Below are 23,325 nucleotides of genomic sequence, written 5' to 3'. Positions count from 1 at the left end.
CGATTTTTTGTAGAAAGCGAGGTAGAAGGATGACAAGAGCAGAGTTACCAGAAAGAATCGAAACAGAACGTCTCATTTTACGAGTCCGAACAGTGGCTGATGCAGTGGATATCTTTGACTATGCCAGTCGGCCAGAAGTCTCCTATCCAGCAGGCTTTCCGCCCGTCCAGACCTTGGAAGACGAGATTTATTATCTGGAGCATATTCTTCCTGAGCGCAATCAAAAGGAAAATCTCCCAGCGGGCTACGGGATTGTCGTCAAAGGAACTTATAAGGTCATCGGTTCTGTTGATTTCAACCATCGACACGAAGACGATGTGCTTGAGATTGGCTATATCTTGCACCCAGACTACTGGGGGCGAGGCTATGTTCCAGAAGCAGCGCGTGTTTTGATTGACCTGGCTTTTAAAGAATTGAATCTACATAAAATTGAATTGTCTTGCTTTGGCTATAATCTTCAAAGTCAACGAGTCGCTGAGAAACTTGGCTTTACCCTCGAAGCTCGCATAAGGGACCGCAAAGATGCCCAAGGCAATCGCTGTGATGATTTGAGGTATGGCTTGCTGAGGAGTGAGTGGGAGGTGGAAACTGTTAGTTGAACCATTCGAAATTTTCGAACAGTTGGGATTTATTGATTTTCGAAAGTGAGGTGAGAAAAATTGGAAACAAGCCAGATTATTACTCTGCTTAGTGGTGCAGGCTTAGGGGCGATATTAAGTGCGATTTTAGTGTTTATTAATAATAGTAAAAGAAATCAGCTCGATTATATTACTGGAGAACGATCTGAGTGGAGGAAGAAGATTGAAAATATTATTGAAGAGCTTGAAGGTTCCTCGAGCCATGAGGGTGTTCTGGCAAGATTAAAGAGTCAGATCAATCCCTATGGTTACAATCTAGAAATAAAAAACACAAAATCATATTTTATGAAAGATGGTCATATTTGGGATAGTATTGCAGATGGTAAATATGAGGACACTATTTATTTTTTAGAATTACTATTAAAATATGATTGGGAAAGGAGAAAACAAGAGTCTAAGTTTCAATATTCCACAGTTTTGTTGAGAATATTCCAAATATTTTTAGGTGTCTTTACTCTCTATTTGTCCTATTTAGTAGCTCAGGATTTGACACATAATTTGTGGTCTCAGGTGGCACTGGGGCTATTAACTTTGTCAATATTAGCTATTATGTTACAAGGTTTTGTTATTGATGTTCTAAGAATAAATCCATCTAGAAATGATAAAGAAAAGATGTGGTTCTTTATTATCTTTTTTGTCACTCCATACTTTGTTAATTTGTCAATAGGGATTATCTATATGGATTTGCTAAAAAATACTTCAATTGCTTCTATATCTTTTCTCCCAATTTGTATTTATGAATTCTTTTACCTTTTATTGATATCAAATCGAATAGAAGATGATTATATAAGAGCAATAGAACGATTTCTAAAAAAACCTTCGGTAAATAATAGTAAAGCTAGTAGGCTTAATAATGATATAATACGCTTAGAATCTAAAGTTTATAGTTTTGATAACAGAAAAATGAATTTAGAATCACTAGAAAAGAAACGTAGAAAGTTAAAAAAGAAATTAGTTAATAAAAATCAACCCAATAAATTCCAACACCCAATACAATTTTATTGCTTTTTGAAGAATAAAAAACGGATTTCAAAACTAGTTTTAAGAATGCTAAATTAAAGGAGAACACACATGTCTAAAGAACTTTCACCTAAATACAATCCAGCCGAGGTTGAGGCTGGTCGTTATCAAAAATGGCTTGATGCTGATGTTTTCAAGCCTTCTGGAGATCAAAAGGCCAAGCCTTATTCGATTGTGATTCCACCACCAAACGTTACCGGGAAACTCCACCTTGGTCACGCTTGGGATACGACTTTGCAGGATATCATCATCCGTCAAAAACGCATGCAAGGTTTTGATACGCTTTGGCTGCCAGGGATGGACCACGCTGGGATTGCGACTCAGGCTAAGGTCGAGGAGCGCTTGCGGGAGCAAGGCATTTCCCGCTATGACCTCGGTCGTGAAAAATTCCTAGATAAAGTCTGGGAATGGAAAGACGAATACGCGACGACCATCAAGGAGCAGTGGGGCAAGATGGGGCTCTCTGTAGACTACTCTCGTGAGCGTTTCACTCTTGATGAAGGTTTGTCAAAAGCGGTTCGTAAAGTCTTTGTGGAGCTTTACAAGAAAGGCTGGATCTACCGTGGTGAGTTTATCATCAACTGGGACCCAGCAGCTCGCACTGCCCTTTCTGATATCGAGGTTATCCATAAGGACGTGGAAGGTGCATTCTACCACATGAACTACATGCTGGAAGACGGTTCGCGCGCCCTTGAAGTTGCGACCACTCGTCCTGAGACGATGTTTGGGGATGTTGCCGTTGCGGTCAATCCAGAAGACCCACGCTACAAGGACTTGATTGGGCAAAACGTTATCCTGCCAATCGCTAATAAACTAATCCCAATCGTTGCCGACGAACACGCAGATCCTGAGTTTGGTACAGGTGTCGTGAAAATCACGCCGGCCCACGATCCAAACGACTTCTTGGTTGGTCAACGTCATAACTTGCCACAAGTCAACGTTATGAACGACGACGGAACTATGAATGACTTGGCCTTTGAATTTGCAGGCATGGACCGTTTTGAAGCTCGTAAGGCTGTTGTCAAGAAACTGGAAGAAATCGGTGCTCTGGTTAAAATCGAAAAACGTGTCCACAGTGTTGGTCACTCAGAGCGGACTGGCGTTATGGTTGAGCCGCGTCTGTCTACCCAGTGGTTCGTCAAGATGGATCAATTGGCTAAGAATGCCATTGCCAACCAAGACACAGAAGACAAGGTTGAGTTCTACCCGCCACGCTTCAATGATACCTTCCTCCAATGGATGGAAAATGTCCACGACTGGGTAATCTCTCGTCAGCTCTGGTGGGGTCACCAAATCCCAGCCTGGTATAATGCAGACGGCGAAATCTATGTGGGCGAAGAAGCGCCGGAAGGCGATGGTTGGACTCAGGACGAAGATGTACTTGATACTTGGTTCAGTTCTGCCCTTTGGCCCTTCTCAACCATGGGCTGGCCTGATGTCGACTCTGCAGACTTCAAGCGTTATTATCCAACATCGACCTTGGTGACTGGTTATGATATTATCCCGTTCTGGGTGTCTCGAATGATTTTCCAAGGTTTGGAATTTACTGGCAAGTCGCCATTCAAAAATGCCTTGATTCATGGCCTCATTCGGGATGAGGAAGGACGTAAGATGTCCAAGTCACTGGGAAATGGGATTGATCCAATGGATGTTATTGATAAGTACGGAACAGATAGCTTGCGTTGGTTCCTATCAAACGGCTCTGCCCCTGGCCAAGATGTCCGCTTCAGCTATGAAAAGATGGATGCTTCTTGGAACTTCATCAACAAAATTTGGAACATTTCCCGCTATATCCTCATGAACAATGAAGGCTTGACGCTGGATGTGGCGCGTGAGAATGTCGCTCAGGTGGCGGCTGGTCAGGCAGGTAATGTCACCGACCGCTGGATTCTCCACAACCTCAACGAAACTATTGGCAAGGTGACTGAGAACTTCGACAGGTTTGAGTTTGGTGTGGCTGGCCACATCCTCTACAACTTTATTTGGGATGAATTTGCCGACTGGTATGTGGAGCTGACGAAGGAAGTGCTTTACAGCGATAATGAAGACGAGAAAGTCATCACTCGCTCTGTCCTCCTTTACACTCTGGACCAAATCCTGCGCCTGCTTCACCCAATCATGCCTTTCGTGACCGAGGAAATCTTTGGTCAAATCTCAGAAGGCACCATTGTGACAGCGGCTTATCCAGTGGTTCGTCCAGAGTTTGAAAATGCCGAGGCAGCAGCTGGCGTGGAAGCCCTCAAGGACCTGATCCGTTCGGTGCGCAATAGCAGAGCTGAGGTCAATGTGGCGCCAAGCAAGCCGATCACCATCTTAATTAAGACGACTGATAGTGCGCTGGAAACCTTCTTCAAGGATAATGTCAACTACATCAAGCGCTTTACCAATCCTGAGCATTTGGAAATCGCAGCAGACCTTGCCGTGCCAGAGCTGGTCATGTCTAGCATCATCACAGGAGCAGAAATCTACCTGCCGCTGGCAGACCTCCTCAATATCGAGGAAGAGCTGGCTCGTCTCGAAAAAGAACTAGCCAAGTGGCAGAAAGAACTGGATATGGTCGGCAAGAAGCTCTCAAACGAACGCTTCGTAGCCAACGCCAAACCAGAAGTCGTCCAAAAAGAACGCGACAAACAAGCCGACTACCAAGCTAAATACGATGCGACAGTGGCGCGGATTGATGAGATGAAGAAGTTGGTGAAATAAACACAGAATAAGCAGATTCTGATAATTAAATCTAATATCAGAACTGCTTTTTTTATTGATTTATGGTAGAATCAAAGAAAAAAATTGATAGGAGACTGATATGATAAAAATTTCTCGCTTAAAAATTAGTAATTTTAGATCATTTACCAATGAAGAAAATACTATTGATGAACTTGATGTTTTAAATATTTTTGCGGGTCGAAATAATGTTGGAAAAACAAATGTCTTAAGAGCAATTAATTTGTTCTTCAATCCAAAATCCTACAATCCAAGTATTGATAGAAATGCTATTAAGGAAATTACTAAAGGAGCAAGCAAAGATCCTGTTATTACAGTAGACTTTATTGATGATGAATTGGAAAGTGGTAAAGAAAGTAAGTATCAAATTTATTGTAACCTAAATAAAGAAGATTCTGAGATCTACAAGACGAATTCAAAACATGCAAAACTAAACTCAAGTAGCAAAATAAAAAAATATCTAAATGCTAAATTCAAATGTGTGTATCTAAGTACCACAGACCAAGACTTATCTAGTCAAGCATTTTCTTTGCTCAATGATATGGTACTGGAGTATTTCAAAAAAAAGCATAAAAAAATTAAACAGACTGTAGAAGAGTTTGAAAAACAATATGGTTTGTTATTGGGAATTTTTAAAGAACACATTAATGATATTGAGTCAGATTTAGATAACGAGTTCAAATTATTTAGAGAAAATCATATTGAAATAAAACCAAAGTTAGTAATTGATGATAAAGCAAAAATTACGGAATTTTTATTGAAAAATATTTCTTTGAAGTTGGATGATGATTATGCTCAGATTATTGATGCTAAGGGAGCGGGAGTACAACGGACATCTGTTATTTTATTAACATTCTTTTTATTAAACGAGATTTTTCAAAAACATAATAGAATAATTCTATTAGATGAACCAGAGGCTTTTCTATATCCGCTTTTAACAACTGGCTTAAAAGATTCGATTTTAGAACTAGTGAATAATGAAGACAATAAATCACAGTTATTCATAACCACTCATTCAAGAGAGTTTTTAAAGGAAGTGAATAATTCTATCTTTAGTTTTTATAACATTAGTCAGAGTAAAAGAGAACAATCTTATCAACGAAGTAAGAATGAATTTGATATTGTGAAAAATTCTGTAGTTAGTAAGTTCACTAATGAGATAAAAAATCAAGTGTTAAAAAATTATGGTTTATTAGATGAAGTCGATGATCATAACGAAATTATAATATGTGAAGGGAAGACAGATAAAAATTATATTGAATATATTTTAGATTCAAAACCGTATAGACCCCAAATAAGATATGAAAAATATCAGAATAATGAAAATGATTTAAATTATAATTTTATTGGGAAAGGAACCCAATCAGTACTACCAATTTTAGTATACTTAGATAAAGTAAGTCAGGTTCATAGAAAAATATTTATTTTATTAGATGGCGATAAATCTGGGAAAGAAGCAAAAGCAAAGATTAATAGTGAAAAAAGTAAATTTCGAAATTTCGAAATTGAAGTTTATAGTCTTGATAATGATAAAGAAATTGAAGATATGGTATTTGATGAAAGTTTACTGATTGAAACATTAAAAAAGACTTCTAAAGATTTTCTTGAAAGAGAACAAGGATTTGTTGATTTTTTATATCGTAAACGTGAACAGGGAAATCTTATAGATTTAACTAAAAAATTTATCGAATATCACGATATAGATTATCCAGAGGGGAGAATGAAAAGTGAACTGTCTCAAAATATAGATAGAGATAGAATGAATAAAGAATGGCTTTTAGACAAACTTAACTCATTTTTTTATTCTGATGAGGTGGTTTAATTATGGAAAAAGTCCGATTAAAACCGATTTTAAAATGGGCAGGAGGGAAAAGACAGTTACTTGATGTCATCAGAGAGCATTTACCCACTGATATTACTGTGTATGTTGAGCCTTTTTTGGGTGGAGGTGCTCTACTATTTGACTTACAGCCTGAGCGTGCGATTATCAATGATTACAATTCAGAATTAATGAATGTTTATAAAGTTGTGAAAGAAGCTCCTCAGGCTCTCATTGATGCTCTTTATAATCACAAAATTAATAATTCGAAAGACTATTTTTACAATATTCGAGAATTAGATAGATTGGATTCTTTTAGTGAATTAACAGATGTCGAAAGAGCTTCTCGAATTATTTACTTAAATAAGACATGTTATAATGGTCTGTTTAGAGTAAATCAGTTGGGTCAATTTAATACTCCATATGGCCGATATAAGAATCCTCAGATAATTAATGAGGGAATGATTAATGGTATCTCTTGTTATTTTAATACAGTTAATTTGAAAATGATGACAGGTGATTACAAGTTGGCATTAAAGCATTTAAGAAAGGGAAGTTTTGTTTATTTCGATCCTCCTTATTTGCCGTTAAACTCTTCATCATTCACAGGATACACAGAACTTGGCTTTCCCATTGAAAAGCAAAGAGAGTTAAGAGATATTTGCATTAAACTTCATAAAAGAGGTATTAAATTTTTAGTATCTAATTCATTTACTGATGATATATTAGATTTATATAGTGATAATAGTATATTTAAAATAAAGCAAATTAATGTTCCTAGAAAGATAAATAGAAATAGTTCAGGTCGAATTCCAACAAGCGAATTAATTATTTATAATTACGATGTGTAATTGTTATATTAACAGCAAATTGAAGTATTAGGAACTAATCTGATCCTATCTAAATATTTATTCTTCATGCGTTATCATTTGAGCATGTTAACTCAAAACATTTTCTTATAATTCTACACAAATTCTGCAAGCTAAAAAACTATAAAATTGCAGCTTTCTCCAGGTGGACAGGGGTAATTAAGCTGGGGGTTGAATAAACCAACGAGTTCAGAGTATTGTAGGCCAATGAGTTTGATAAGTATAAGTGCCAAACTTATCAATTAAACCATCCAGATACCTATTTGATGGTCACGATATTCACGATGTTCAGCAAGAAGGCATTTCCAACTAGGTATTTGGAGATTATTATGAAAGTCTCTATTTTACTGTAAATTCTCACAACCAAGTTCAGTTTCATCTGAGCTTGGTTTTTCTATTCATCCACCCTCACAATCCGTCACCGACTTAATACTTTCTTTTAAGCCTTAAAAATGATAAAATAAGACAAACAAACTATAGGAGAACATAATGACTAAAGCAAATTTTGGTGTTGTTGGTATGGCTGTTATGGGCCGTAACCTTGCTCTAAATATCGAATCTCGTGGCTATACAGTTGCCATCTATAACCGCTCAGCAAACAAGACAGAGGACGTCATTGCCTCTCATCCTGAGAAAAACTTTGTGCCAAGCTATGATGTAGAGTCTTTTGTCAACTCTATTGAAAAACCGCGTCGGATTATGCTGATGGTTCAAGCTGGTCCTGGTACAGATGCGACTATTCAGGCCTTGCTTCCTCACTTGGATAAGGGTGATATCCTGATTGACGGTGGGAATACTTTCTACAAAGATACCATTCGCCGTAATGAAGAGTTAGCTAACTCTGGTATCAACTTCATCGGTACAGGTGTTTCCGGTGGTGAAAAGGGCGCATTGGAAGGGCCATCTATCATGCCAGGTGGTCAAAAAGAAGCATATGAGTTGGTAGCCGATGTCTTGGAAGAAATCTCTGCTAAAGCTCCTGAAGACGGCGCACCATGTGTGACTTATATCGGTCCTGATGGCGCCGGTCACTATGTAAAAATGGTCCATAACGGGATTGAATATGGAGATATGCAGCTGATCGCTGAGAGTTATGACCTGATGCAGCACTTGCTAGGCCTTTCAGCTAGTGAAATGGCAGACATCTTCACAGAGTGGAACAAAGGCGAGCTGGACAGCTATCTGATTGAGATTACAGCGGATATCTTGACCCGTAAGGACGATGAAGGTCAAGCTGGCCCGATCGTTGACTATATTCTGGATGCGGCTGGCAATAAGGGAACTGGTAAGTGGACCAGTCAATCTTCACTGGATTTAGGTGTGCCACTGCCATTGATTACTGAGTCAGTCTTTGCGCGTTACATTTCTACCTACAAAGATGAGCGTGTAGCTGCCAGCAAGGTATTGCCAAAACCAGCTACTTTCACCTTTGAAGGAGACAAGGCAGAGCTGATTGAAAAGATCCGCCAGGCTCTTTACTTCTCAAAAATCATGTCTTATGCTCAAGGTTTTGCTCAATTGCGTGTAGCTTCTAAGGAAAACAACTGGAATCTGCCGTTTGGAGAGATTGCTTCTATCTGGCGTGCTGGCTGTATCATCCGTGCCCGCTTCCTTCAGAAAATTACAGACGCTTACGGCCGTGATGCTGACCTTGCAAACCTACTCTTAGATGAATACTTCATGGATATTACGGCTAAGTACCAGCAGGCAGTCCGTGATGTTGTCAGCTTGGCTGTGCAAGCGGGAGTACCAGTACCAACCTTCTCCAGTGCCATTGCTTACTTTGATAGCTACCGTGCGGAAAATCTTCCAGCGAACCTGATTCAGGCGCAGCGTGATTACTTTGGTGCTCATACATACAACCGTAAAGACAAAGAAGGTACCTACCACTATTCTTGGTACGACGAAAAATAGGATAGGCCTATGGCAAAGCGAATTTTACTAGTAGAAAATGAAAAAAATCTTGCCCGATTTGTGAGTTTGGAACTGCAAAAGGAAAGCTTTCTTGTAGATTTGGCTGAGACTGGTCAAGAGGGACTGGCTCTGGCTAAAGATGTGGATTATGACTTGCTCTTGATCAACTACGATCTTCAAGATATGACTGCCAGCGGTTTTGCTAAGCAGTTGAGCTTGATTAAGCCAGCGTCCGTCATTATCGTTCTGGCTAGTCGCGAAGAGATTGCAGAGCAGCAGGAAGCAATCCAGCATTTTGCCGTTTCCTACGTAGTCAAGCCTTTCATTATCAGTGATTTAGTGGAGCGTGTCTCTATCATTTTCCGCGGGCGCGACTTTATCGACCAGCACTGCAGCCTCTTGAAAATTCCGACCTCTTACAGGAATCTGCGAGTAGATATTAAAAATCATACGGTTTACCGCGGTGAGGAAGTTATTGCACTGACGCGACGGGAGTACGATCTGCTGGTAACCCTGATGGGCAGCAATAAGGTCATGAGCCGTGAGCAGCTGCTGGAGCGTGTCTGGAAGTACGAGAGTGCAACGGAGACCAACGTTGTAGATGTTTATATTCGTTATCTGCGCAGTAAAATTGATGTGGAAGGGCAGCCAAGCTATATCAAAACCGTTCGCGGTGTTGGTTATGCCATGCAGGAATAGAAAATTCAAAACTCTGTTCTCCTTAGGAGACGGAGTTTTTTGGCGCTTGTTACAGTATAGATAGGATAAATAATGCGGACTTTCTGGCTGTTCTATGCAATCGTTTTCGTTGAAATATAGCAAAAAGATGTCTCGTAAAAAGAGATTTTAGCCTTTGGAATGCAAAAAAAGAGAAAATATTTTTATAAAAGCCTTTACAAAATAAAAAATCGTGCTATAATAGATGTATCGACATGCAAACGATTTCACAAAAAGGAGTGGTTTGCAAAAAATATAAGGAGGTCTGAATGATGAAAGATTCATTCAAGAACATTTTTAGCTTTGAATTTTGGCAAAAATTCGGTAAAGCTTTGATGGTGGTCGTTGCTGTTATGCCAGCAGCAGGACTGATGATTAGTATCGGTAAATCGATTCCGATGATTAATCCAAATCTAGGTGTTTTAGTCACTACCGGCGGTGTCTTAGAGCAGATTGGTTGGGGGGTTATCGGTAACCTGCATATCCTCTTTGCTTTGGCTATTGGTGGAAGCTGGGCAAAAGAACGCGCAGGCGGTGCCTTCGCAGCAGGTCTTTCCTTTATCCTGATTAACCGTATCACTGGTGTTATGTTTGGTGTTACCAGCGATATGCTCTCAGATAAGGCTGCTGTAGTTAAAACAATGTTTGGCGCATCTATTAAGGTTTCAGATTATTTCATCAGCGTTCTGGAGTCGCCAGCTCTGAACATGGGTGTCTTTGTCGGAATTATCGCTGGTTTTGTCGGAGCGACAGCTTATAACAAATACTACAATTTCCGTAAATTGCCAGATGCCTTGTCATTCTTCAATGGTAAGCGTTTTGTACCTTTCGTTGTTATCTTGCGCTCAGTAATCGTAGCAATTGTTTTGTCATTCGTATGGCCAGTTGTTCAATCAGGTATCAACAGCTTTGGTATTTGGATTGCTAACTCACAAGATACTGCACCAGTTTTGGCACCATTCATCTATGGTACTTTGGAACGTCTCTTGCTTCCATTTGGTTTGCACCACATGTTGACCATTCCAATGAACTACACAGAATTAGGTGGTGTTTACCACGTTATTACTGGTTCTGGTGCGGGAACAACTGTAGCTGGTCAAGACCCTCTATGGTTGGCTTGGGTAACTGACTTGGTTGGTACGAAATCAGCTGATCCTTCTACTTACCAACACTTGCTTGATACAGTTCATCCAGCTCGATTCAAGGTTGGTCAGATGATTGGTTCATTCGGTATCCTTATGGGGGTAGCGGCGGCTATCTATCACAATGTGGATGCTGACAAGAAGCACAAATACAAAGGTATGATGATTGCGACTGCTTTGGCAACCTTCTTGACAGGGGTTACTGAGCCAATCGAGTACATGTTCATGTTCGTTGCAACACCGCTGTATATCATTTATGCATTTGTACAAGGTGCTGCGTTTGCAATGGCTGACATCGTTAATCTTCGTGTGCACTCATTCGGTTCTATCGAATTCTTGACCCGTACTCCTATGGCCATCAATGCTGGCTTAGGAATGGATATCATCAACTTCATCTGGGTAACGATCCTCTTTGGTGTTGTGATGTACCTCATTTCTAACTTCATGATCAAGAAGTTCAACTATGCAACTCCAGGACGTAACGGTAACTATGAAACAGCAGATGGTTCAGATGAAGCTTCTTCATCAGAGTCAACTGGTGGTAAAGTTGCTGAAGCTTCTCAAGCAGTAAATGTTATCAACCTTCTGGGTGGTCGCGCTAACATTGTAGATGTAGATGCATGTATGACTCGTCTGCGTGTGACTGTCAAAGATGCTGAAAAAGTTGGAACAGAAGAACAGTGGAAAGCTGAAGGCGCTATGGGCTTGGTTATGAAAGGTCAAGGCGTTCAAGCTATCTACGGACCAAAAGCTGACGTTCTCAAATCTGATATTCAAGACTTGTTGGATTCTGGTGAAGTGATTCCTGAAACACTTCCTAGCCAAAAAGCAGAATCAGCAGCTGCCGAAGTTACTTACAAAGGTGTGACTGAGGAAGTTGAAACTGTTGCGGACGGTCAAGTCATTGACTTGGCAGATGTTAAAGATCCAGTCTTCTCACAAAAAATGATGGGTGATGGATTTGCAGTTGAGCCAGAAAATGGTAAGATTTATTCACCAGTTGCTGGTACAGTAACTAGCGTCTTCCCTAGCAAGCACGCTATCGGTCTTGTGACAGATAATGGTCTAGAAGTCTTGGTACATATTGGTTTGGAAACTGTTAGCCTTGAAGGTAAACCATTCGAAGTTCATGTTTCAGAAGGTCAAAAAGTTGCAGCTGGAGATCTTCTAGTCACGGCTGACTTGGAAGCAATCAAGGAAGCAGGACGTGAAACTTCAACAATCGTAGTCTTCACAAATGCAGCAGCTATCAAGTCTGTAACAGTAGAAAAACTTGGTCAAGCATCTGCTAAGACAGTTGTTGCTAAGGTTGAATTGTAAAATAGAAAAGAGAAATCATGGCAAAATTCCTGACATTAAATACTCATAGTTGGATGGAAGAAGAGCAAGAAACCAAGCTTAATGAGCTTGCAGAACGCATTCTTCAAGAAAAATATGATGTCATTTGCCTGCAGGAAGTCAATCAATTAACGGAGTCTGAACAGGTTGTTCAGGCTCCTTTCTATCAGGCGGTTGAGGGCGCAATTGAGATCCATCAAGACCATTTTGCCCTTTGTTTGGTAGAAAAATTGGCTGAGGCAGGACTGGACTATCATTGGTCCTGGGCCTATAATCATATTGGGTTTGATATTTATAACGAAGGAGTGGCAATCCTATCTAGAAATCCTATGGCTCCTAGAGAAGTTCTGGTATCAGAGGCTAATGATCCTAGAGATTACCATACCCGTAAGGTCTTGCTAGCCGAGACTGAGGTAGATGGTCAATTGTTGACAATTGCCTCCTGCCATCTGTCTTGGTGGGACAAAGGTTTCCAAGGGGAATGGGCTAAGCTTGAAGAAGAGCTGCTAAAAGCAGAAAGTTCTCTGGTCCTTATGGGCGATTTCAACAATCCAGTCGGCCAACAAGGCTACCAAACCATCTTAGCCAGTCCACTGAAGCTGCAGGATAGTCATACTGTTGCAAAAGAAGCTATCGGAGAGGCGACAGTAGAAGGGACTATTGCAGGCTGGGATGACAATAAGCACGCTCTGAAGATAGATTATGTTTTCACTAGCCAAGGGATGGACGTTGAGCGTTCCGCTGTCGTCTTTGACGGGAAAGAAACCCCTGTTGTCAGTGACCACTTTGGTTTAGAAGTGCAAGTGACTTTATAATGGTAAAAAGATGAGGCAAGACTGTGAATACAACAGATTGCCTCTCTTTTTCTTTTTGATAAACATATTTTTAGGGCAAAATGGTGAAATATTACCCTCCAAACGGCTGTCTTTTGTTATTCTTGAAAACGTGTTATAATGAAGTATTAGGATTCTAGGAGGAAATGGTATGCGTTGTCCGAAATGTGGTGGGAATAAATCAAGTGTAGTTGATAGCAGACAGGCAGAAGATGGAAATACAATCCGTCGCCGTCGTGAGTGTGAGGAATGTCAACACCGCTTTACGACCTACGAGCGTGTTGAAGAGAGAACCCTAGTGGTTGTCAAGAAGGACGGGACACGCGAGCAATTTTCTCGGGATAAGATTTTTAACGGTATTATTCGCTCCGCTCAAAAGCGGCCAGTATCTAGTGACGAAATAGAGGAGATTGTCAACCGAATCGAGCAAAAGGTTCGCAGTCAGAGCGATAATGAAATCAATAGTGAATATATTGGATCCTTAGTCATGGATGAACTGGCAGAGCTGGATGAAATCACCTACGTTCGTTTCGCCAGTGTTTATCGGAGTTTCAAGGACGTGGGCGAGCTGGAAAGCCTGCTCAAGCAGATTACCAAGGGGTCCAAGAAGAAAAAGGACAAATAAATGAAACCAAACCATCAGTTTTCTTTCTTGCGCAATAATGCAGTCAGCCCAGATATTGCTGTCTTGACCAAGCTCTATCTGCCGATTTTGGGGAGAGAAGCGGTAGCACTTTATCTTTATCTGCTGTCTTTTGAGGATAATGGGCAAAAGCAGCACCTCTTCAGTCAGATTCTTAATCATTTAGATTTTGGACTTAATATTTTAGAAGAAAGTTTTGAGCGTTTAGCGGCGATTAAGCTAGTAGATCTTTATCAAACAGATGACCATTATCTGATTCAACTCCACCCGACCTTAACGGCGGAGGAATTTTTCAGCCATAATGTGTACAGTCGGCTCTTGGAAAAGAAAATCGGCGAAGCTGCTGCAGAAGCCCTGCGACCAGAAAATCCTAGCGGAGAGAAATTGGTCAAGCCTTTTATGCAGGTGTTTGGTATGGAAGCTGAGCAAGCAAGGACAGTGCGAAAGGCCAATGATTTTGACTTGGAGTATTTCAAGCAACGGATGGCTCAGGACAATCTTCGCTTTGCCAATGAAAAGGAAGATTTGTTAGAATTGTTTGCAATTGCTGAGCAGAAAAAGTGGACTTGGTATGAGACCTATGTCTTGGCTAGAGAAACTGCTGTTTCTCAGGTCATTTCTACCAAGCGGATGAAGCAAAAGCTAGCTCAGAAGCCAGTAGAAGGTCAATTTTCTAAGCAGGAGCAGTCTATCATCCAAGAAGCGAAGCGAACATCGCCAATGGTCTTTCTGGCAGAAATTAAGAAAACTCGTCAGGCTGCTATTACGCGGACGGAGAGAAAGCTTTTGCTAGATTTAGCTGAATTAGGCCTTTTGGACGAGGTTATCAACGTAGTCTTACTCTTGACCTTTAATAAGGTGGATTCAGCCAATCTCAATGAAAAGTATGCCCTCAAGGTAGCTAATGATTTTTCTTATCAAAAGGTGACGACAGCTGAGGAAGCAGTCTTGAAAATCCGTGAGCGCAACCAGCAGCCCCAGAACCGTCCAGCTAAATCTGGACAAGGCTCTACCAAGAGCAACGTACCTGACTGGAGTCAGCCGGATTATAAAAATGAAACGAGCGCAGAGAGGCAGGCCGAGCTAGAAGAGCAGAAACGTCGGCTCTTAGCCAAACTTGAAGGAGGAGGCGAATAAATGGAGAAAATAGGACAGAATATGCCTCATATGAATAGGGTGTGGCAGTTTGACTATCAGGAGCTGGTCAAGCAGATTATGGCCGATCCAGATGTGGCAGCCTTTATCCAGCAGGAAAAGCTGACCCAAGCTGAGATTCAGCGTAGTGTCTCCAAGTTTAACCAGTATATTACGGAGCGCAACCGCTTTTTGCTGGGGGATGAGACCTATATTGCTAAGGGCTATAAGCCAATCTTGGTAAAAAATGAAGGCTATGCGGATGTTGCCTATGAAGAGACGCCAGAGTTGATTGAGCAGGAGAGGCAGGAGGCCATTAGAAGCCGTCTCAATCTTATTAGCCTACCAGCCAGTCTCAAGGAGGCTAGTCTGGCACAGGTGGATCTGGACGATGTTGGTCGCTACAAGGCTTTTGAACTGTTGACCAACTTCGTTGCTGAGTTTCCGAATTATCAGAAGGCTGTTTATCTCTACGGCGATTTTGGTGTCGGAAAAAGCTACATGATGGCTGCTCTGGCGCATGATTTGTCAGAAAAACGCAGTGTTTCAACGACACTGCTTCACTATCCAAGCTTTGTTTTGGATGTTAAGAATGCGATCAGTTCCGGCTTGGTCAAGGAGAAGATTGACCAGGTCAAGACGGCTCAAGTGCTGATTTTGGACGATATCGGTGCAGAGCAGTCTAGCCCCTGGATGCGCGATGAGATTTTGCAGGTCATTCTCCAGCACCGTATGCAGGAAAATCTGCCAACTTTCTTTACTTCTAACTTTAGTTTTGCGGATTTAGAGCGTCACTTTGCCAGCTCTAAGAATGGCGATGAGACTTGGCAGGCCAAGCGGGTTATGGAGCGAATTAAGTTTTTGGCTCAGGAGGTACGCCTAGAAGGAGAGAACCGCCGATGAATGAAACAATTAACTTGATGAATGCTCACACGTCTGTTCGCCGCTTTACGGAGGAGCAGATTTCGGATAAGGAATTACGTGCCATCATTGATGCTGGGCGGGCTGCGTCCAGCTGGAAGAATTTCCAGTCCTATTCGATCATTGTGGTGCGAAGCAAAGAGAAAAAAGAAGCCCTCTTTGACTTGGTGCCCCAAGAAGCCATTCGGCAGTCTTCGGCCTTCCTGCTTTTTGTCGGTGACCTCAATCGAGCTCAAAAGGGCGTTCACATGCATACGGAAGACTTTTATCCTGAGGGGTCGGAGAATCTCCTGATCAGCTCAGTAGATGCTGCTTTAGCTGGACAAAATACCCTGTTAGCAGCTGAAAGTTTGGGTTATGGTGGAGTAATCATTAGACTGGTTCGTTATGCTGCCAGTCAAATAGCAGAGCTTTTCAAGCTACCAGACTACACTTATCCGGTCTTTGGGATTGCTCTGGGAATTCCCAACCAGAACCATGCAGTCAAGCCACGTCTGCCTTATGAAGCAGTGGTCTTTGAGGAAGAATATCGTGAACAGGATCGTTCAACTATCCAAGCCTATGACCGCGTACAGACTGAATATGCAGGCGAGCGAGCTAAGGAAACCTGGAGTCAGCGCCTAGCTGCCCAATTTGGTCAGGAGCCAAATCAAGCTATCAACCAACTGTTCAAAGAAAAGAAATTAGAAAAATAGGGTGGAGTTTGGCTCTGTCCTAAAGAATGAAAGAGGAAAAACATGGCCTTACCAACTATTGCCATTGTCGGCCGTCCCAATGTCGGCAAATCAACGCTCTTCAATCGGATTGCCGGTGAGCGAATTTCTATTGTGGAAGATGTTGAAGGGGTGACCCGCGACCGAATCTATGCGACAGCAAGCTGGCTCAACCGTAAGTTTAGTATTATTGACACGGGCGGAATTGACGATGTTGACGCGCCTTTTATGGAGCAAATCAAACACCAGGCTGAGATTGCTATGGACGAAGCAGATGTTATCGTTTTTGTCGTGTCTGGCAAGGAAGGTATCACGGATGCGGACGAGTATGTGGCTCGCATGCTCTACAAGACCCATAAGCCGATTATTTTAGCGGTCAATAAGGTGGATAATCCTGAAATGCGCAATGAGATTTTTGATTTCTATGCGCTGGGCTTGGGTGATCCATTCCCAGTTTCCTCAGTCCATGGGATTGGTACAGGAGATGTTCTTGATGCAATCGTTGAAAATCTGCCAAATGAAGAAGTGGTCGAAAATCCTGATATGATTAAGTTTAGTTTGATTGGCCGTCCTAATGTCGGTAAGTCTAGCTTGATCAATGCCATCTTGGGTGAGGAGCGGGTTATTGCCAGTCCTGTTGCCGGTACTACGCGTGACGCTATTGATACGGTCTTTACGGACAGTGAAGGTCAGGAATTTACCATGATCGACACGGCTGGTATGCGCAAGTCAGGCAAGGTCTATGAAAATACGGAGAAATACTCTGTCATGCGGGCTATGCGGGCCATTGACCGCTCAGATGTCGTTCTGATGGTGCTGAATGCTGAAGAAGGAATTCGTGAGTACGACAAGCGAATCGCTGGCTTTGCCCATGAAGCAGGAAAAGGTATTGTTATCGTTGTTAATAAGTGGGACACACTGGAAAAAGACAACCATACCATGAAAGACTGGGAAGAAGATATCCGAGACCAGTTCCAGTATTTGTCTTATGCGCCAATTATCTTTGTCTCTGCCCTGACCAAGCAGCGTCTCCATAAGCTGCCGGACATGATTAAGCAAATCAGTCAGAGTCAGAATACCCGTATTCCGTCAGCGGTGCTCAATGATGTTATCATGGATGCTATTGCGATTAATCCGACGCCGACTGACAAGGGCAAACGCCTCAAGATTTTCTATGCGACTCAGGTAGCGACCAAACCACCGACCTTTGTCATCTTTGTCAACGAAGAAGAGCTTATGCACTTCTCTTACCTGCGTTTCTTGGAAAATCAAATCCGCAAGGCTTTTGTCTTTGAAGGGACCCCGATTCACTTGATTGCAAGGAAGCGGAAGTAGAGTTTGAAAACAGCAATTTGATAAACATACGTTTATATGTAAAAATGAAAGTAAGCATAAGAGCTTGCTTTTCTTTTTTTATGTCGAAAGTATGGTATAATGGTGAGATAAATGTAAGGTGGTAATTATGGCAAAATTAATTCCTGGTAAGATTCGGACAGAAGGAATTGCCCTGGTTGAAAACAATAAGGTAGTAATCCTTGAGGTCAGTGATTCTCTTTTATATGCTCGTGTGGACGAGTGTAATCTGCGCTATAGCTTGGATGATGATGTCATCTTTTGTTATTGCGACTTTTTCCAGAAGAAAAAATATTGTGCCCATCTGGCGGCCTTGGAGTATTATCTGAAAAATGCTCCATCTGGAAAAGATGTGCTAAAGAGTATGGAAGAAGAGGAGTTGACCAGTCAGGAGACCCAAGAGCTGGTTTCTTTTGGAAGCTTGTTCTTGGATAAAGTCTTGCCGGATAAATCTAATCAACAGGTTCGTTATGAGCTTTCGGCTACTGGTAAAGAGGATTCTTATACAGGACAGTTTCTCTGGAGTCTCCGAATCAGTCGCTTGCCGGACGAGCGCTCCTATGTTGTCCGAGACGTTCTTTCCTTCCTTCGGACCTTGGAAAAGGGAGGGCATTATCAGATTGGTAAGAGTTACTATGAGGCTATTCATTTGGAGGATTTTGATGAAGCCAGTCAAGATTTGCTCGTTTTTCTGCAAGGACTAGTGTCTGACTATCAGGGGCAAGATTCTTCTTTGATTTTCCCAAATGCTGGGCGCAATCTTTTCTTCCCGGCTAGTATCTTTGAAGAGGGAGTTATCTTCCTGATGAATCTATCTTCTTTCCGCTTAGAGTACAGCCTTTATGACTACAGTGAAGTCTTTTTCCAAGATTTACATGAAGAGGCAGAAGTTTATACTTTCCAAGTGGAAGAGTATGAAGAGCATTTTGAGCTAGTCATTGCTGAGAAGAATTATAAGATGCTTTATGATGGGCAGTTTATCTTTTATGGAGATACCTTCTACCAGCTAAATCCTCAGCAGATTAGACTGATGAAGGCTTTACGGGAGTTGCCTATAGAGCATGATCGGTTGAAGCGCCTGCAATTCGACTTGTCAGAAAGGACTAAGCTGGCTTCCAGTTTGTCTGAGTTTAAAAAGGTTGGTCGGGTAGACGCACCTGAAAGTATGATGATTCATGACTTTACAGCCAAGTTTGACTTTGACATCGGTCCTGACAAGCGTCTGATTTTGGACACTGTCTTTGACTATGGAGACAGGAAGGTGACGACTCGCAAAGATTTGGAACGTCTGCCTTTTGCGGGTAATTTTGAGCATGAGCAGCAAGTCTTTAAGCAAATGCTGCAGGCAGGTTTTGTGGCAGACTTTTACAGTCAGCGACCGCCTCTGAAGCCGGAAGAAATTTACCATTTCTTCTCAGAAGTCATTCCCAACTTTGAGGCTTTGGGCCGTGTCAGTATGACAGAAGAGTTAGAGGCGTTGGCACAGACAGAAAGTCCAAGGATCACTGTCAAGATGAAGGGAGGCCTCTTAGATGTAGGTTTCGATTTTGCCGGCATTGCGCAGTCAGAGATAGACGCTGTGCTTGATTCGCTCTTTAAGGAGCAGGACTTCTTTATCAGTAAGTCTGGGCAAGTCTTGATTTTCGATGAAGAGACCAAGGAGATGAGTCGGACTTTGCAGCAGCTGCGGAGTAAGCGGACTAAAAATGGCTTCATTCAGACCAGCAGTCTGGCGGCCTATCAACTGGCAGAGTTTTTCAAGGGCAAGGATAGGGTACAGTTTTCAAAAGATGTGCAGCAGCTGGCCTTTGACCTGACTCACCCTGAGGAATTTCCTCTTCCCAAGCTGCAAGTCAAGGCTGACCTTCGGGATTACCAAGAGACGGGAGTCAAGTGGCTATCCATGCTGGATAAGTATGGCTTTGGTGGCATCCTGGCAGACGATATGGGGCTAGGAAAGACTCTGCAGACGATTTCTTTTCTGAGTTCGCGTATAGATGATTCTAAGAAAGTCTTAATCTTGGCACCATCCAGCCTGATTTACAACTGGAGCGATGAGTTCGCTAAATTTGCTCCGCATTTGGATGTGGCGGTGGTGTATGGTCTGAAAAATGTTCGTGATGAGCTGATTGCGGAGAAGCATCAGATTACCATTACCAGCTATGCTTCTTTCAGACAGGATGTGGAAGAATACCGGGATAACCACTTCCAGTATCTGATTTTGGATGAGGCTCAGGTGATGAAGAATGACCAGACTAAGATTGCCCAGTATTTGCGGGATTTTGAGGTGGAGCATACCTATGCCCTTTCTGGAACGCCGATTGAAAATAATCTGGGAGAACTTTGGTCTATCTTCCAGATTGTCATGCCAGGACTTTTGCCAAGCAAAAAGGAATTTTTAAAACTGCCGGCTGAGAAAGTCGCTCGCTATATCAAGCCATTTGTCATGCGGCGCAAGAAAGAAGATGTGCTGCAGGAATTGCCTGATTTGATTGAAGTTGCCTATCGCAATGAATTGGCAGATAGTCAGAAGACCATTTATCTGGCTCTGCTCAAGCAGATGCAGGACAGAATCATCCATGCGACAGAAGATGAAATCAACCGCAGCAAGATAGAGATTCTGTCAGGTCTTATGCGTCTCCGTCAGATCTGTGATACTCCGAAGCTGTTTATGGAAGATTACGAGGGCGAGAGCGGTAAGCTAGAAAGTTTGCGGGAATTACTTGAACAGATACAAGATGGTAATCATCGTGTCCTCATATTTTCACAATTTCGTGGTATGCTGGATATTATCGAGAATGAGCTAGACAAGCTAGGCATGGAGTCCTTTAAGATTACAGGCTCTACTCCGGCCAAGGAGCGTCAGGACATGACAACAGCCTTCAATGACGGCCAGCGATCAGCCTTTTTGATTTCCCTTAAGGCTGGAGGTGTCGGTCTCAATCTGACCGGTGCAGACACAGTTATCTTGGTCGACCTCTGGTGGAATCCAGCAGTTGAGGCCCAGGCCATCGGCCGTGCCCACCGTATCGGACAGGAGCGCAATGTCGAAGTCTATCGGATGATTACACGGGGTACGATTGAGGAGAAGATACAGGAGTTGCAGGAGAGCAAGCGCAATCTGGTTTCGACTATTCTCGACGGAGCAGAAGCCAAATCCAGTCTCTCTGTGGAGGAAATTCGAGAAATTCTGGGAATTTCGGCAGAATAGCTTGAAAAATAGCCTGAATAGTTTATAATAATGAAGGGTTGAAAGGAAAAAGATATGACTGATAAACAATTTCCTCTGGTGTCAGATGATGAAATCATGCTGACGGAAATGCCGCATATGAATCTTTATGATGAACTGGATCTCATTAGCAACATTACCGGAGACTATACAGACCGTAATTATTTGGAATGGATGCCGATTGTGGACTCCGACAGGCATGCTCCCATCGCTGCCGGTCAGGCTATCAGAAGACCGCTGCAAAAGCAGTCTGCTTTCAAGGATTTTAAAAAGCCGATTGATAAGAAAGATCCGGCCATTCGTTATGCTGAGCAGGCACGCGAGGAAGCTCGGGCAGATTTGAAAAAGAAGCGTTCAGCGTCTTATCTGACCAGCGACCTTCCGACTAAGGTCCGCAATAGAAAGCTTCCGACAGCTTCTAATGCGGAAAGACCTAAGCCAACAGCCCCTTTTCAAAAGAATACATCGGGCGAATTTACGAAGTTTGGCGACAGGCTTCAGCAGGATAACTATATTTTGGCAGATATTCAGCCTGAGTATAGCCCTCAGCAGCAGGAGCCGGAAGAAAAGCCTAAGAAGAACAATTATGATTTTTTAAAAACCAGTCAGATCTATAATCAGGATAGGGCTAAGGAGGAGCAGTTGAAGCATTCCAAGGCTCAAGAGCTGAATTTGACAGGCTTGGACAGCGAATAAAGCTGGCTTGCTCGAGTCTTTTCTGCCTACAGTTTTCTGATGTATAAAGGAAATTGCTAGTTGATTATGTAAATGTAAAATCTATCTGTATATAACATCCGTCATCGGTTGAAGAGGATCGATGCTAGAAGCTGGGACTTACTGATTGGTCCGGCTTCTTTGGTGTTTTGGCGGTGCCTAAAAGCTTGTAAAGAAAGAAAGTCCCTGTGGGCTGATGAGGGTCTGCGGAGATTTTCCTCTTTTGACTTGCTTTTATGGCCTTGTATCTTAAGGAGTAATCATGACGAAAACCTATCATTTTATCGGGATTAAGGGCTCTGGTATGAGCGCTTTGGCTTTGATGCTGCACCAGATGGGCCATAAGGTTCAGGGCAGTGATGTTGATAAATATTATTTCACTCAGCGCGGTCTGGAGCAGGCTGGCATTTCCATCCTGCCTTTTGATGAAAAGAATATCCAGCCGGACTATGAAATCATTGCCGGCAATGCCTTTCGTCCAGATAACAATGTAGAAATTGCCTATGCAGACGCAAACGGTATTGGCTATAAACGCTACCATGAGTTTTTAGGTGGCTTCATGCGTGACTTTGTCAGCTTGGGAGTGGCTGGTGCCCACGGGAAGACCTCTACAACGGGTATTCTCTCCCATGTTCTCTCCAATATCACGGATACTAGCTATCTGATTGGGGATGGCACAGGCCGCGGTTCTGTCAATGCCAAGTACTTTGTCTTTGAGTCGGACGAGTACGAGCGTCATTTCATGCCTTATCATCCGGAATATTCGATCATTACCAATATCGACTTTGACCATCCGGATTATTTCACGTGCCTGGAAGATGTCTTTAACGCTTTCAATGACTATGCCAAGCAGATTACCAAAGGACTCTTCATTTATGGAGAAGATGAGCAGCTGCGCCGGATTACGTCCAAGGCTCCGATTTACTACTATGGATTCAAGGAAGAAGGCAATGACTTTGTCGCTCACGACCTCTTGCGCTCCACCAGCGGTTCAGGATTTAAAGTTTCTTTCCGCGGTCAGGAACTGGGTGAGTTCCAAATTCCAAGCTTTGGCCGCCACAACATTATGAATGCGACAGCAGTAATCGGCCTCTTGTATACAGCAGGTCTTGATCTGAATCTAGTTCGGGAGCATCTCAAGACCTTTGGCGGAGTTAAGCGCCGCTTTACAGAGAAAATTGTCAACGAAACAGTTATCATTGATGACTTTGCTCACCATCCGACGGAAATTATTGCGACCCTGGATGCAGCCCGTCAGAAGTATCCAAGCAAGGAAATCGTGGCAATCTTCCAACCACATACCTTCACTCGGACCATTGCTCTCTTGGACGAATTTGCGGAAGCCCTCAATCAGGCTGACTCAGTTTATTTAGCTCAGATTTACGGATCTGCGCGTGAGGTGGACAAGGGTGATGTTAAGGTAGAAGATCTGGCTGAAAAGATTGTGAAGCGGGCCAAGGTTATTGACGTGGATAATGTTTCTCCGCTTCTTGACCACGATAATGCCGTCTACGTCTTTATGGGAGCTGGTGACATCCAGACCTATGAATATTCCTTTGAACGTCTCCTGTCCAATCTGACCAGCAACGTTCAGTAGGAGGAGACTT

At 42.5% G+C, this 23,325-nt stretch carries 17 protein-coding genes and 1 pseudogene; all 18 read left to right on the top strand.

What is annotated here, in order from left to right; translation table 11 throughout:
* The first annotated feature begins 29 nt into the window (after positions 1 to 29).
* Positions 30 to 599 (top strand): GNAT family N-acetyltransferase, encoded by a 570-nt coding sequence (locus RSK81_RS09705; RefSeq protein ID WP_002916891.1) that lies wholly within the window; start codon positions 30 to 32, stop codon positions 597 to 599.
* A 60-nt stretch (positions 600 to 659) separates the two neighbouring features.
* Complete coding sequence (locus RSK81_RS09700; RefSeq protein ID WP_002916894.1) at positions 660 to 1,697, top strand: phospholipid carrier-dependent glycosyltransferase; 1,038 nt, start codon at positions 660 to 662, stop codon at positions 1,695 to 1,697.
* Positions 1,698 to 1,709: 12 nt separating this feature from the next.
* Positions 1,710 to 4,361 carry a valine--tRNA ligase gene (locus tag RSK81_RS09695; RefSeq protein WP_315686654.1) on the top strand — a complete coding sequence of 884 codons (2,652 nt, stop codon included), beginning with the start codon at positions 1,710 to 1,712 and terminating at the stop codon, positions 4,359 to 4,361.
* A 100-nt stretch (positions 4,362 to 4,461) separates the two neighbouring features.
* Entirely contained in the window at positions 4,462 to 6,201 is a 1,740-nt protein-coding gene (locus tag RSK81_RS09690; protein ID WP_315686653.1) for an ATP-dependent nuclease, read from the top strand.
* A 2-nt stretch (positions 6,202 to 6,203) separates the two neighbouring features.
* Positions 6,204 to 7,049: a DNA adenine methylase gene (locus RSK81_RS09685; protein ID WP_002916898.1), complete on the top strand. Its 846-nt coding sequence runs from the start codon at positions 6,204 to 6,206 to the stop codon at positions 7,047 to 7,049.
* A gap of 107 nt (positions 7,050 to 7,156) precedes the next feature.
* A pseudogene (locus tag RSK81_RS09680) lies at positions 7,157 to 7,371 on the top strand (DNA cytosine methyltransferase); the annotation flags it as partial.
* 185 nt (positions 7,372 to 7,556) lie between these two features.
* Positions 7,557 to 8,981: an NADP-dependent phosphogluconate dehydrogenase gene (gndA, locus tag RSK81_RS09675; protein ID WP_002916901.1), complete on the top strand. Its 1,425-nt coding sequence runs from the start codon at positions 7,557 to 7,559 to the stop codon at positions 8,979 to 8,981.
* Between the two features lie 9 nt (positions 8,982 to 8,990).
* The gene (locus tag RSK81_RS09670; RefSeq protein WP_002913166.1) at positions 8,991 to 9,680 is read left to right on the top strand and encodes a DNA-binding response regulator; all 690 of its coding nucleotides are present in this window, start codon (positions 8,991 to 8,993) and stop codon (positions 9,678 to 9,680) included.
* 287 nt (positions 9,681 to 9,967) lie between these two features.
* A complete protein-coding gene (locus tag RSK81_RS09665; RefSeq protein ID WP_002916902.1) occupies positions 9,968 to 12,160 on the top strand; it encodes a PTS transporter subunit IIBC in 2,193 nt (730 codons plus the stop codon).
* Positions 12,161 to 12,177: 17 nt separating this feature from the next.
* Complete coding sequence (locus tag RSK81_RS09660; RefSeq protein WP_002916904.1) at positions 12,178 to 12,993, top strand: endonuclease/exonuclease/phosphatase family protein; 816 nt, start codon at positions 12,178 to 12,180, stop codon at positions 12,991 to 12,993.
* Between the two features lie 169 nt (positions 12,994 to 13,162).
* The gene (gene nrdR / locus RSK81_RS09655; protein WP_002894570.1) at positions 13,163 to 13,636 is read left to right on the top strand and encodes a transcriptional regulator NrdR; all 474 of its coding nucleotides are present in this window, start codon (positions 13,163 to 13,165) and stop codon (positions 13,634 to 13,636) included.
* On the top strand, positions 13,637 to 14,791 hold the full coding sequence (locus RSK81_RS09650) for a DnaD domain protein (protein WP_002916905.1): 1,155 nt from the start codon (positions 13,637 to 13,639) through the stop codon (positions 14,789 to 14,791).
* Positions 14,792 to 15,691 (top strand): primosomal protein DnaI, encoded by a 900-nt coding sequence (gene dnaI / locus RSK81_RS09645; RefSeq protein WP_002916908.1) that lies wholly within the window; start codon positions 14,792 to 14,794, stop codon positions 15,689 to 15,691.
* Positions 15,688 to 16,404 carry a nitroreductase family protein gene (locus RSK81_RS09640; RefSeq protein ID WP_315686649.1) on the top strand — a complete coding sequence of 239 codons (717 nt, stop codon included), beginning with the start codon at positions 15,688 to 15,690 and terminating at the stop codon, positions 16,402 to 16,404. The genes dnaI and RSK81_RS09640 overlap by 4 nt, the downstream gene beginning before the upstream one ends.
* Positions 16,405 to 16,446: 42 nt before the next feature.
* Positions 16,447 to 17,757: a ribosome biogenesis GTPase Der gene (der, locus tag RSK81_RS09635; RefSeq protein WP_002916910.1), complete on the top strand. Its 1,311-nt coding sequence runs from the start codon at positions 16,447 to 16,449 to the stop codon at positions 17,755 to 17,757.
* A gap of 127 nt (positions 17,758 to 17,884) precedes the next feature.
* A complete protein-coding gene (locus RSK81_RS09630) occupies positions 17,885 to 20,986 on the top strand; it encodes a DEAD/DEAH box helicase (RefSeq protein ID WP_315686648.1) in 3,102 nt (1,033 codons plus the stop codon).
* A gap of 54 nt (positions 20,987 to 21,040) precedes the next feature.
* Positions 21,041 to 21,700, top strand: coding sequence for a cystathionine gamma-synthase (locus tag RSK81_RS09625; RefSeq protein WP_315686647.1), 660 nt, complete (start codon positions 21,041 to 21,043; stop codon positions 21,698 to 21,700).
* A 280-nt stretch (positions 21,701 to 21,980) separates the two neighbouring features.
* Positions 21,981 to 23,315: a UDP-N-acetylmuramate--L-alanine ligase gene (gene murC, locus RSK81_RS09620; RefSeq protein ID WP_315686646.1), complete on the top strand. Its 1,335-nt coding sequence runs from the start codon at positions 21,981 to 21,983 to the stop codon at positions 23,313 to 23,315.
* The last annotated feature ends 10 nt before the right edge of the window (positions 23,316 to 23,325 follow it).

Origin of the sequence: Streptococcus sp. DTU_2020_1000888_1_SI_GRL_NUU_041A (assembly GCF_032387735.1) — a bacterium.
In the GTDB taxonomy this organism is placed as follows: Bacteria; Bacillota; Bacilli; order Lactobacillales; family Streptococcaceae; genus Streptococcus; species Streptococcus sanguinis.
This window is presented reverse-complemented; position numbering and strand designations above follow the sequence as displayed.

Coding starts and splice junctions, on each gene's coding strand:
- dnaI (WP_002916908.1), top strand. CDS start 14,792: ATGGAGAAAATAGGACAGAATATGCCTCATATGAATAGGGTGTGGCAG.
- RSK81_RS09625 (WP_315686647.1), top strand. CDS start 21,041: ATGACTGATAAACAATTTCCTCTGGTGTCAGATGATGAAATCATGCTG.
- RSK81_RS09640 (WP_315686649.1), top strand. CDS start 15,688: ATGAATGAAACAATTAACTTGATGAATGCTCACACGTCTGTTCGCCGC.
- RSK81_RS09695 (WP_315686654.1), top strand. CDS start 1,710: ATGTCTAAAGAACTTTCACCTAAATACAATCCAGCCGAGGTTGAGGCT.
- murC (WP_315686646.1), top strand. CDS start 21,981: ATGACGAAAACCTATCATTTTATCGGGATTAAGGGCTCTGGTATGAGC.
- gndA (WP_002916901.1), top strand. CDS start 7,557: ATGACTAAAGCAAATTTTGGTGTTGTTGGTATGGCTGTTATGGGCCGT.
- RSK81_RS09670 (WP_002913166.1), top strand. CDS start 8,991: ATGGCAAAGCGAATTTTACTAGTAGAAAATGAAAAAAATCTTGCCCGA.
- RSK81_RS09685 (WP_002916898.1), top strand. CDS start 6,204: ATGGAAAAAGTCCGATTAAAACCGATTTTAAAATGGGCAGGAGGGAAA.
- der (WP_002916910.1), top strand. CDS start 16,447: ATGGCCTTACCAACTATTGCCATTGTCGGCCGTCCCAATGTCGGCAAA.
- RSK81_RS09660 (WP_002916904.1), top strand. CDS start 12,178: ATGGCAAAATTCCTGACATTAAATACTCATAGTTGGATGGAAGAAGAG.
- RSK81_RS09705 (WP_002916891.1), top strand. CDS start 30: ATGACAAGAGCAGAGTTACCAGAAAGAATCGAAACAGAACGTCTCATT.
- nrdR (WP_002894570.1), top strand. CDS start 13,163: ATGCGTTGTCCGAAATGTGGTGGGAATAAATCAAGTGTAGTTGATAGC.
- RSK81_RS09665 (WP_002916902.1), top strand. CDS start 9,968: ATGATGAAAGATTCATTCAAGAACATTTTTAGCTTTGAATTTTGGCAA.
- RSK81_RS09630 (WP_315686648.1), top strand. CDS start 17,885: ATGGCAAAATTAATTCCTGGTAAGATTCGGACAGAAGGAATTGCCCTG.
- RSK81_RS09650 (WP_002916905.1), top strand. CDS start 13,637: ATGAAACCAAACCATCAGTTTTCTTTCTTGCGCAATAATGCAGTCAGC.
- RSK81_RS09690 (WP_315686653.1), top strand. CDS start 4,462: ATGATAAAAATTTCTCGCTTAAAAATTAGTAATTTTAGATCATTTACC.